The sequence below is a fragment of the Rouxiella badensis genome (genome assembly GCF_002093665.1).
Classification (GTDB): Bacteria; Pseudomonadota; Gammaproteobacteria; order Enterobacterales; family Enterobacteriaceae; genus Rouxiella; species Rouxiella badensis.
In genome coordinates, this window is record NZ_MRWE01000028.1 from 56,577 (window position 1) to 67,954 (window position 11,378).

Genomic DNA, 11,378 nt, shown 5'->3' on the forward strand with positions numbered 1-11,378 from the left:
CATAAGGTTAATATAACTGCTAATGATAGCAGCCTATGTCAGACTAGTCTGATGGATTACCGTGGCCTTTGACATAGGTTTTACATATTACTAACGCATCTGTTGCTATTGAAGCGATCCCCATGAGCCGGATAGAATCAGTGACTCATTGAAAAATCACAGCGCAACATTCCGCGCAATAGAGAAGGTTTCATAGGATGACGAACCAAGAGCAAAACACCGGCAGCAGCGACGAGTGGGTTGATATCGTTAATGAAGAAAACGAGGTGATTGCCCAGTCCAGCCGCCATCAGATGCGCGCTCAAAACTTACGTCATCGCGCCAGCTACATCGTGGTTCATGATGGCATGGGAAATATTTTGATTCAGCGTCGAACCGAAACAAAAGATTTCTATCCTGGTTGGCTTGATGCGACAGCGGGCGGCGTGGTGCAGAGCGGGGAAAATATCCTCGATTCCGCCCGTCGCGAAGCAGAAGAAGAGTTGGGCATTGCCGGTGTACCTTTTGCTGAACATGGTGCGTTTTATTTCGAACAAGACAACTGCCGGGTGTGGGGATCGTTGTTTAGCTGCGTTTCCCACGGCCCCTTTGCGCTACAGGAAGAAGAAGTCGATGAAGTGCGCTGGATGAAACCCGAAGAAATCACCGCACGCTGCGATGAGTTCACCCCTGATTCGCTGAAAGCACTCTCGCTGTGGATGAGCCGTAACAACGAAAAAGATCACGGCAAACCGCTGAGCGTCGAAGAGTAATTTCGCGCTTCCCTTGCAGACACGCTGACCACGATTTAGCGTGTCTGCATTAGCAACTTTCCCGCTTACACAGTGCGGAAACAATTGGCTTTTGCGCCGACGCCTCCTCTCCCTGAAGCCGCTCAAGCAGCGCTATCCCCGCCTGAACGCCAATCTCGCGATGCGGTACGGCGACCGTTGTCAGCGGTGGCTGGCATACTTTGCCAACGTCGCTATCGCCAAATCCCACAATGGCCAGATCTTTAGGCACCCGAATCTTGCGGCGCTGACACTCAAATATCGCGCCACAAGCCAGCTCGTCGCTGCTGCAGATTAGAGCGTCCATATCTGGCCAGTTCAGCACTAGCTCCGGCAGCAGGTTAGCACCCGTACTAAAGTTCGACGGTGCATGTGTGCTGATGACCCGCGTAGTTGATAGATTATTGTCTAGCATGGCGCGATGCCAGCCGCGCAAACGTTGTTGCGACACCCACTGCTTTTGCGCCGCGCACATCAGGCCAATTTTGCTGTACCCCAGAGAAATAAGATGTTCGGTTAGTCTGTAAACCGCCGAGGCGTTGTCGATACCGATGTTGATATCCAAAGGATTATCCACGGTGGCGCCCAATTCTGCGACCGGCAGTTGTGCGTGTGAAAGCAGCTCGTAGGTGCTGTCGGTGTGCCGCGCGTCAAACAAAATGACCGCCGCCAAATTATAGGACATGAAGGTTTCAAGCAGTTTCTGTTCGCGTTCTTCCTGATTCTGCGACTCGGCCAGCATCAGCTGATAGCCCGCCGGAATCAGCACTTCCTGCACGCCGGCAATCATCTCGGCATGCCCATATTCCGTCAGCGACGAGGTGACGACCGCCACAACGTTCGAAGACGCCGATGCGAGCGCACTGGCCGAATAATTAGGGATGTAACCCAGCTCGGCTACCGCAGAGAAAATCTTCTCCCTGAGCTTGTCGGAGACCCTATCCGGCTGTCGTAGCGCGCGTGAAACGGTCATTGTCCCGACGCTAGCCCGTTTCGCGACATCTGCCAGCGTGGCCCGTCCGGTACTGCGGCGTTTTCTCGGCTCCATTTTCACTCCTGACTTTTCTTCATGAACATCCGAACAATGGCCGACGAGACTGAATTAATCCTCTGCGCAGAATGATTAATTTACAATTCTATCATAGCCACTCTGGATGAAAATAAGCTAAGGCGGGCAGGCTTTTTTGATAGCGCTATCACAAAAAACGATCGCCTAAAATGATAGCGCTATCTTTGTGGTTTGCATCACAGTTATTTGCGAATTTGAAAGCATACTGAATATTATTAAATTTAGGTAATGATGACTCTTTCACGCCCTGCGCCCCTCCGTCTCGGGCCTGTAAACGCTGTCTTAAAATAAGGCAGCGGGCAGAAAAAAATAGCAGTAATAAATTTTTATGATGATTAGCAAACGACATCTAATCTTGGGTAAGGCATAAGATGCGAGGGTAAGCCATGAAATCTTTAACGATATTAGCAGTATGCGGTGCGGGCCTCGGCAGCAGTTTCGCCTGTGAGATGAGTATTGAGGCGGCGTTGAAGGATATGGGCATTAAGGCGGCGTTGTCTCACTGTGATATTTCAAGCGCAGCCTCTACGCGTGCCGATATTATTATGACCGGATCCAATTTTAAATCTCAATTCGAGAACTACACGCTTAGTTCAACCGTTATCTATTTAAAGCGCCTGATTGATAAGAAGGAAATAACCGAGAAGTTAACGCCGGTATTAAAAGAGATGGGATATTTAAATTAAGTCTCGCCGAAAATAAAAATGAGAGAGTTTATAATTGCCTTTAATCGCGAGGGAAGGGGATGTCTTTTTTATATTTTATTGTGAATGACGTTTTAGGCCAGGCCTCGATACTCATTGCCCTTATCGCTATGGTGGGGCTTATTGCGCTGAAAAAAAACGTCGGTCAGATTATCACCGGCACGTTAAAAACGCTGCTTGGCTTTCTGGTGCTGCTCGCCGGAGCCAACATTATCGTTGGAGCGCTGAACTTTCTGGGTGAAGTTTTCCAGAAAGGTTTCAACATGCGTGGCGTCGTGACCGACGTGGGGTCGATTGCCGGTATCGCTCAGCAGACTTTAGGTCGAGAAACCGCGCTTATCATGGTGCTGGCATTTATCATCAATATTCTTGTCGCCCGCTTCACCCGCGTTAAGTACATTTTTCTCACCGGCCAGGCGTCGCTGTGGATGGCGACGGTCTGCTCGGTTGTCGGCTACATGGGCGGACTGCGCGGCACCGAGCTTATTCTTGTCGGTGGCGGCATCGCTGGGTTGATGGCGGTAGGCATGCCTGCGCTGGCACAGCCTATCGTGCGAAAGATAACCGGCTCAGACGATATCGCGCTGGGCCATTTCTGCACGCTGGGGTATCTGGTGCAGGCCGGCGTGGCGAAGCTGACCGGCGACGTCAGTAAAAGTACCGAAGATATTGAGCTGCCGAGCGCCTTCTCCTTCCTGCAAGATACCTATTTATCGATGATGGTGGTGATGATCCCCATTTACCTCATCCCGACGATTGCTGCGGGTCCTGAGGTGGTGGCGCAGTATTCTAAGGGCGTCAGTTATCTGGTATTCGCGTTTTTGCAGTCGGTGCAGTTTGTCGTGGGGGTCTATGTGCTGCTCGCGGGCGTACGCCTGCTGCTGGCCGAAATCATCCCGGCCTTTCGCGGTATTGCACTGCGCATCGTGCCTAATGCCATTCCCGCACTGGACTGCCCGGTGCTGTTCCCGTATGCGCCCAATGCGGTGATTATCGGTTTTATCAGTACCACCGTCGGCTCGATTATCGGCATGTTTTTATTTCCGAACGTGGGGCTGGCGATGATCCTGCCAGGCATGTTGACCAACTTCTTTGCCGGTGGTACGGCGGGTATTTTTGCCAACGCGGTAGGCGGAAGGCGAGGGGCCGTCATCGGCGGCGTATTTCACGGCCTGCTGATAACCCTACTGCCTGCACTTTTACTGCCGTTGCTGGGCAGCTATGGTTTGCAGAACGTTACCTTTAGCGACGCCGACATCATCAGCGTTGGGCTGATTTATGGCCACGTACTTAACTTCTTTCATTAAGGCATAAAAAAGGCCGGTCATTGACCGGCCTTAAGGTTGGCGTTTATTGTTTATTTTACCGCAACCGCTTCATCAGCCTGAGCGGACTGGATTGCGGTCAGAGCCACGGTATAGACGATGTCGTCAACCAACGCACCGCGAGACAGATCGTTAACCGGCTTGCGCATGCCTTGCAGCATCGGGCCGATAGAAACCAGGTCCGCAGAACGTTGTACCGCTTTGTAGGTCGTATTGCCGGTGTTGAGGTCTGGGAAGATGAACACGGTTGCCTGACCCGCCACCGGTGAGTTTGGTGCTTTGGATTTCGCCACGTCGGCCATGATAGCCGCGTCATACTGCAAGGGGCCGTCGATGATCAGGTCCGGACGTTTCTCCTGCGCCAGACGGGTCGCTTCGCGCACTTTCTCAACGTCGCTACCGGCACCGGAGTTACCGGTGGAGTAAGAGATCATCGCAACGCGGGGTTCGATTCCGAAGGCGGCAGCTGAATCGGCAGACTGAATGGCGATTTCGGAAAGCTGTTCGGCGGTCGGATCCGGGTTGATCGCACAGTCGCCATAAACCAGTACCTGGTCCGGCAGCAGCATGAAGAATACGGAAGACACCAACGAGCTGCCCGGTGCGGTTTTGATAAGCTGTAACGGCGGACGAATGGTGTTAGCGGTGGTGTGAACCGCGCCGGAAACCAGTCCGTCTACTTCGCCTTTTTCCAACATCAGCGTACCCAGCACCACGTTGTCTTCCAACTGTTCACGGGCCACGACTTCGGTCATGCCTTTGCTCTTGCGCAGCTCGACGAGGCGGGCAACGTACTCTTCGCGAACCTGAAGCGGATCTACGATTTGGATGCCGGCACCTAATTCTATGCCCTGCGCGGCGGCGACGCGTTTGATTTCGTCAGGATTACCCAGCAGCACACATTCGGCGATACCACGCTCTGCACACAGCGAAGCCGCTTTGACGGTGCGCGGCTCGTCGCCTTCTGGCAGCACGATGCGCTTACCGGCTTTACGCGCCAGCTCGGTCAGCTGATAGCGGAATGCAGGCGGCGACAGGCGGTGTGAACGCTCTGAATGGGCGCTCAGTGAGTTGATCCAGTCTGCGTTAATATGTGAAGACACAAAGGTTTGCAGCTTCTCAACGCGCTGGTGGTCATCGGCCGGGACTTCGAGGCTGAAGCTTTGCAGGTTCAGCGAGGTCTGCCAGGTGTTGCTGTCAACCATGAATACCGGCAGGCCGGTCTCGAAAGCACGGGCGCAGAGTTGCTGAATGCGTTCATCCACCGGATAACCGCCGGTAAGCAGAATCGCGCCGAGCTCAATGCCGTTCATGGCGGCCAGACAGGCGGCAACCAGCACGTCAGGACGGTCGGCGGAGGTCACCAGCAGTGAGCCTGGGCGGAACAGGGAGAGCATGTTCGGAATGCTGCGCGCGCAGAAGGTCACGGACTTGATGCGACGGGTGTGAATATCGCCTTCGTTGATAATGCGTGCGTCGAGGTGCTTCGCCATGTCGATAGCGCGCACGGCAATCATTTCAAAGCTCCAGGGAATGCTGCCCAGCACAGGCATCGGGCTCATCGCCACCAGTTGCTCGATATCTACATGCGCGAAGTTGGCTTTGTCGGAGTCATCAAAGATTTCTGACAGATCAGGGCGGGTGCGGCCCTGATCGTCGACCGGTGCATTGACCTTGTTGATGATAACGCCAGTGATGTTTTTATTCTTGCTGCCGCCAAACACGCTGCGGGCCAGCTCGATGCGGTCCTTGAGCTGGGACGCGCTGTCATTGCCCTGACCGATAACGAAGACGATTTCAGCGTTCAGGGTCTTGGCTATTTCGTAGTTCAGCGCGCTGGCAAACTGATGGGTGCGGGTCGAGACCAGGCCTTCAACTAGTACCACTTCGGCATTCTTGGTATTGGCGTGGTAGTTGGCGACAATCTCCTCCATCAGCACGTCCTGCTGATTAGAGCTCAGCAGGCTTTGTACATGCTTCATCTTGAGCGGTTCGGCCGCTGTGATATTGGAATTGGCGCGGATAATGGTGGTGGTCTGATCGGGAGCATCGCCACCGGAACGCGGCTGAGAGACCGGCTTGAACACGCTCAGGCTTACGCCTTTCTGTTCGATGGCACGGATAACGCCCAGGCTAACGCTGGTCAGACCCACGCTATTGCCAATTGGAACCAACATAATTGTACGAGACACGGCAAACCTCTTCGACGATTTCAGGCAGCGGCTTGCGCAGTGAAAGGCAAGCCTGCCTGCTGTGAAAACAACACTGCCAGCAGAGGCTGGCAGTGGGGGAACATATTTATGCGGTCAGACGCGCAGCGTCTTGTGCGATGACCAACTCTTCGTTGGTTGGGATAACCAACGCTTTGCGGGTGCCTTCTTTATTGATTTCACCGGCTTTGCCGAAGCGCGCTGCAAGGTTGCGCTCGTGGTCGATTTCGAAGCCGAGCAGGCCGAGCTTGTTCAGCGTCAGCTCACGCACCAGCGCGGCGTTTTCGCCGATACCGCCGGTGAAGACGATAGCGTCAAGACGGCCTTCCATCAGCGAGGTGTAGCCGCCGATGTATTTCGCCAGACGGTGGCAGAAGACGTCCATCGCACGTTTGGCATCTTCTTTGGTTCCGTAGTTGTCTTCAACGTAGCGGCAGTCGCTGGTAACTTCGGTCAGGCCCAGCAGGCCGGATTCCTTGGTCAGCATTTTGTTTATCTGATCGACGCTCATGCCCAGCGCGTCGTGCAGGTGGAAGACAATCGCAGGATCGATATCACCGCTGCGCGTGCCCATGACCAGTCCTTCGAGCGGCGTCAGGCCCATTGAGGTATCAACGCATTTACCGTTACGAATGGCACTGACAGAACCGCCGTTACCCAGATGGCAGGTGATGAGGTTAACTTCATCAACCGGTTTGCCCAGCGTTTTTGCTGCTTCCTGAGTGACATAGTAATGGCTGGTGCCGTGCGCGCCGTAGCGACGAATGTGGTGGTCTTTATAGAGCTTGTACGGCAGGGCGTAGAGGTAAGACTCTTCCGGCATGGTCTGGTGGAAGGCGGTGTCGAATACCGCAACATTTTTATCAGCCAATTTAGGGAAGGATTTCAACGCCTCATCAATACCAATCAGGTGAGCCGGGTTATGCAGCGGTGCAAATGGGATAGAATCTTTGATACCCTGCAATACCACAGCATCAATCACGGCAGACTGCGTCAGTTTCTCGCCGCCGTGCACAATGCGGTGACCGATGGCCACCAGATTGGCAGACAACTCTGGCTTTTCTGCAAAAATAGTATTAACAATGTACTTCAAGGCTTCACTATGTGCGGCCCCGGCGCCTAAAGCAGCTTCATGCTTGCTGCCATCGAGTTTCCACTTGATGCGGGCTTCTGGAAGATGGAAGCATTCGGCCAGACCTGAAATGTGTTCTTCGCCGTTGACGGCATCGATTATGGCAAACTTAAGTGATGAGCTACCACAGTTAAGAACCAGAACTAACTTACTTGACATGGAAGTACCTATTTATTGGATTGGTGCTGTTAAGTATCAAAACGCAAGGTTAACTCAATAGCATATTTCCCTAAGCGTAGCGCACTATGCTGTCGGGATTTATGATTAACATCATGCTCAGACAGTTTAATGGCATGATTTGTTCCTTAACGCTCAGTAAGCAGCCGTACGGGGTGTTTTAAACGAACTTGTTCGCTTGTTTGAGTAAGTTCTCGCCTATTCGTTCAATTGCCCGTGTCTGTTTCCCAAGCGAAGCGGCGCAGAGTAAAATGCGGTAAAGCAAGTTGTACAAGCTGTAATAATAGGGTTAATTCGCTATCCATAGTGAGCCCCAAAGGGCTGGGCTAGGATACCGATAGGTTTTGATAAAAACAAAATATATTTGTATGTGATAAAATATATTTTTAGTTTTGCAACTATTTTTTAAATTCCAAGATGTTGAGGTGCAGCATGTCTAGTAAGCCATCGGGTTCAGTCGGTTGGTTTCACATTTTCCAGCGCGGTCAGCACTACATGAAGACGTGGCCCTCAGACAAACGCCTTGCTCCTGTGTTTCCGGAAAACCGAATCTCTACGGCCACCCGTTTCGGTGTGCGTTTCATGCCGCCTCTGGCGGTGTTTACGCTGGCCTGGCAAATTGCGTTAGGCGGACAGCTTGGTCCTGCGGTCGCCACCTCTATCTTCGCCTGTAGCCTGCCTATGCAGGGACTCTGGTGGTTGGGACGTCGCTCTGTAACTCCTCTGCCGCCTACGCTGCTCGGCTGGTTCCACGAAGTTCGCCACAAGCTGATTGAAGCCGGCCAGGCATTAGCACCGATCGAGGGCGTACCCACCTATCAGTCCCTCGCCGAGGTGCTCAAGCGCGCGTTTAAACAGCTGGATAAAACCTTCCTGGACGACATTTAAAGAAAGAATTCGTTCTGAATCGTGGTTCAAATCAAAGAATGAGCTGGTTGATATTTCGCCAATGACGGCGCTGTGTCATGCTTTGCTCATTCTGGCTTTTTGAGGTATACGATGATGGAAATGACCCACGCTCAGCGGTTGATCTTGTCGAATCAGTATCAAATGATGACTATCATGGATCCCGCAAACGCGGACCGCTACCGCCGTTTGCAAACCATCGTTGAACGTGGCTTCGGGCTGCAAATGCGCGAGCTCGACAAAGACTTTGGTGCGTTGACCGAGGACACTTGCCGCACCCTCATCGATATCATGGAAATGCACCACGCGATGCAGGTATCTTTTTCGAATCTTGAAGACGCCCCGGGTGTCGATCCCCGTCGGCTGGAGTTTCTTGGCTTTGATGCCGCTACTGAATCCCGCTACCTCAGCTATGTGCGCTTTATGGTAAACAGTGAAGGGCGCTACACTGATTTCGATGCGGGAACGCATGGTTTCAATGCACAGACCAAAATGTGGGAGAAGTATCAGCGCATGTTGGCGGTTTGGCACGGTTGCCCACGTCAGTATCATCTCAGTGCGGTAGAGATTGCGCGCATTATTAATGCCTGAAACGATGTAAGTATCGCTCCCCAATTTCTCGGGGAGCAAAAGGGCGTTTCTTAAAGCGGGGAATCCTGGCTTATCTCGTCAAGCGACAGACTGAAGCTCGGGATGAAGACCGCCATAAAGTAGTCCATCTCGGGACTCTGCCTCTCCGACAACGTTTTCTCTAGCCTGGCTTTGGCCATCGAGAACTCGGTATTGCCCGCCGAGAGTTCCTCCAGGCATTTCAGATAGGCGCAAAGTGCGTCAGCCTGTTTGACCGTCTTCTTCTCTTCTTCACTAAAGTGATGTTCGTCGATAAGCGTTCGGTAGTCGTCTTGAAACTCTTCCGGCAGCATCTCGATGAGTTTCTGCTGGGCTATTTTTTCTATCTTTTTGTATTCGTGTGCTATTTGTGGATTGTAGTATTTGATGGGCGTCGGCATATCACCCGTCAGCACTTCACTTGCGTCGTGATACATGGCCAATAACGCCACTCGCTCTGCGTTGAGGTTACCGTCGAATTTACGATTTTTGATGAGCGCCAACGCGTGGGCCACAAAGGCAACCTGCAGGCTGTGTTCCGACACGTTTTCCGTGCGCACGTTGCGCATGAGAGGCCAGCGACCAATGAGTTTAAGGCGCGAAAGATGGGCAAAAAAGTGACTTTGACTCATAGGACTCTCTTACATCAGTAAACAGAGCCCCATTCTTACACATAATTCAGATGCCCAAAAGATTTCAAGGTGCAGGGCGTCGTGCTTCTGCACCTTGAAAGGTGATGGGCATTATTGGCGATAGGTTTCCAGGAAACGTCCTAGCTTCCCGACGGCCATTTCCAGCTCGTCTACGCGCGGCAGTGTGACAATTCGCACGTGATCCGGGTAGGGCCAATTGAACGCTGAACCCTGCACCAGCAACACTTTTTGTTGCAGTAACAGATCCAGCACCAGCTTCTGATCGTCGTGAATATTGAAGCGCTTGGCGTCAATTTTTGGGAACATGTAGAGCGCGCCTTTCGGCTTCACGCAGGACACACCAGGGATCTGGTTGATCATTTCCCAGGCGGCGTTGCGTTGCTCAACCAGGCGGCCGCCCGGCTGAATGAACTCGCTGATGCTCTGATAACCGCCAAGCGCAGTCTGAATCGCATGCTGCATTGGTACGTTGGCGCACAGACGCATTGAGGCCAGCATTTCCAGGCCTTCGATATAGCCTTTAGCGTGTTTTTTCGGGCCGTTAAGCACCATCCAACCCTGACGGAAACCGGCAACGCGGTAAGTCTTTGACAGGCCGTTAAAGGTCACAGTCAGCAAGTCAGGTGCCAGCGAGGCTATCGAGATATGCTGCGCTTCATCATAAAGAATCTTGTCGTAGATCTCGTCAGAGAAGATGATCAGGTTGTGCTCGCGCGCAATCTCGACAATCTCCATCAGCAGCTCTTTGCTGTAGACCGCGCCGGTCGGGTTGTTCGGGTTGATTATCACGATACCGCGCGTGCGCGGCGTGATTTTGGCTCGAATGTCCTCGAGGTCAGGGAACCAGTCCGCCCCTTCATCGCAAAGATAATGCACCGCGTTGCCGCCGGACAGGGAAACCGCAGCGGTCCACAGAGGATAATCTGGGGCTGGCACCAACATCTCGTCGCCGGTGTTCAACAGCGCCTGCATCGACTGGACGATAAGCTCCGACACGCCGTTACCGATGTAAACATCTTCAACGGTAATGTCGCGCATATCACGCGCCTGGTAGTGCTGCATGATGGCCTTACGCGCAGAGAAAAGACCCTTAGAGTCACAATATCCCTGTGCCGTCGGCAAATTACGAATGACGTCGACTAAAATTTCATCAGGCGCTTCGAAACCAAAGGGAGCGGGGTTACCGATATTCAGCTTGAGGACTTTATTGCCTTCTTCTTCCAGACGCTTTGCTTCTTTAAGCACTGGGCCGCGAATGTCGTAGCAAACGTTATCCAGTTTGCGGGATTTTTCAATGGGGGACATAGTCAGTGTGAACCTTTTGCGGTAAAGCCTGTTCTTCCCTGGATGAGGTGCCGTAGAACATAGCGAAGCCGTCAATTTACTCTTCCAGAGGCGGATTTTGAAGGGCTAATGCGGGCTTTGGCGTAAAACAACAGGCACTGCGCGGGTTATGACATCTATCACCTAAAATAACCTTATGTATGATATTAAGTTCTTCCCATTGCGCTTACTGTGGTGTGATTATCTGGAAAGGGCAGGTAATAGCAGGTTGACAGTGTATTCGACTGTGTACAGCTGATAATTCAATTTATTCAAAAAGATACTTCCACATAAATTCCATCTTCTTGAAAATTAGAACAATGCTAGCAATATTAGGCCGCTATGGGCTTTATCTTAAACTGCGAGCCATCGCGGTTTTTCTGTTTTTCATTAGTGTATAAATGAAACTTGAACAGTTATCAGAAAGGTAAACGCGTAGCCATGTTTACGATATAATAACGTAAGTAATTAGTTAAATAATTCTGATGATTAGTCTGCGT

General features: G+C 52.2%; 10 protein-coding genes. 5 read left to right on the plus strand and 5 right to left on the minus strand.

What is annotated here, in order from left to right; genetic code table 11:
• The first annotated feature begins 197 nt into the window (after positions 1 to 197).
• Positions 198 to 752, plus strand: coding sequence for an NUDIX hydrolase YfcD (gene yfcD, locus BS640_RS16005; RefSeq protein ID WP_017490264.1), 555 nt, complete (start codon positions 198 to 200; stop codon positions 750 to 752).
• 49 nt (positions 753 to 801) lie between these two features.
• On the opposite strand, the gene BS640_RS16010 is transcribed toward yfcD, so the two are convergent.
• Positions 802 to 1,818, minus strand: a complete 1,017-nt coding sequence (locus BS640_RS16010; RefSeq protein WP_084912919.1) for a LacI family DNA-binding transcriptional regulator — start codon at positions 1,816 to 1,818, stop codon at positions 802 to 804.
• Between the two features lie 407 nt (positions 1,819 to 2,225).
• On the opposite strand from BS640_RS16010, the gene BS640_RS16020 reads away from it, so the two are divergent.
• Both BS640_RS16020 and BS640_RS16025 read left to right on the plus strand, forming a co-directional pair.
• A complete protein-coding gene (locus BS640_RS16020) occupies positions 2,226 to 2,525 on the plus strand; it encodes a PTS sugar transporter subunit IIB (protein WP_017490261.1) in 300 nt (99 codons plus the stop codon).
• A gap of 59 nt (positions 2,526 to 2,584) precedes the next feature.
• Positions 2,585 to 3,850, plus strand: a complete 1,266-nt coding sequence (locus BS640_RS16025; RefSeq protein ID WP_017490260.1) for a PTS sugar transporter subunit IIC — start codon at positions 2,585 to 2,587, stop codon at positions 3,848 to 3,850.
• Positions 3,851 to 3,900: 50 nt separating this feature from the next.
• Here the strand turns inward: BS640_RS16025 and pta are convergent, their stop codons facing one another.
• Together pta and ackA are read right to left on the minus strand one after the other, a co-directional pair.
• On the minus strand, positions 3,901 to 6,060 hold the full coding sequence (pta, locus tag BS640_RS16030; protein ID WP_038327588.1) for a phosphate acetyltransferase: 2,160 nt from the start codon (positions 6,058 to 6,060) through the stop codon (positions 3,901 to 3,903).
• A gap of 106 nt (positions 6,061 to 6,166) precedes the next feature.
• Positions 6,167 to 7,369 (minus strand): acetate kinase, encoded by a 1,203-nt coding sequence (gene ackA, locus BS640_RS16035; protein ID WP_017490258.1) that lies wholly within the window; start codon positions 7,367 to 7,369, stop codon positions 6,167 to 6,169.
• A 450-nt stretch (positions 7,370 to 7,819) separates the two neighbouring features.
• Between ackA and yfbV the strand changes: the two genes are divergently transcribed.
• The gene (gene yfbV, locus BS640_RS16040) at positions 7,820 to 8,275 is read left to right on the plus strand and encodes a terminus macrodomain insulation protein YfbV (protein WP_017490257.1); all 456 of its coding nucleotides are present in this window, start codon (positions 7,820 to 7,822) and stop codon (positions 8,273 to 8,275) included.
• A 114-nt stretch (positions 8,276 to 8,389) separates the two neighbouring features.
• The gene (locus BS640_RS16045) at positions 8,390 to 8,884 is read left to right on the plus strand and encodes a YfbU family protein (protein WP_017490256.1); all 495 of its coding nucleotides are present in this window, start codon (positions 8,390 to 8,392) and stop codon (positions 8,882 to 8,884) included.
• Between the two features lie 50 nt (positions 8,885 to 8,934).
• Here the strand turns inward: BS640_RS16045 and yfbR are convergent, their stop codons facing one another.
• Both yfbR and BS640_RS16055 read right to left on the minus strand, forming a co-directional pair.
• Entirely contained in the window at positions 8,935 to 9,534 is a 600-nt protein-coding gene (yfbR, locus tag BS640_RS16050) for a 5'-deoxynucleotidase (protein WP_017490255.1), read from the minus strand.
• Positions 9,535 to 9,645: 111 nt separating this feature from the next.
• Positions 9,646 to 10,860: a pyridoxal phosphate-dependent aminotransferase gene (locus tag BS640_RS16055; protein WP_017490254.1), complete on the minus strand. Its 1,215-nt coding sequence runs from the start codon at positions 10,858 to 10,860 to the stop codon at positions 9,646 to 9,648.
• Positions 10,861 to 11,378: the final 518 nt, after the last annotated feature.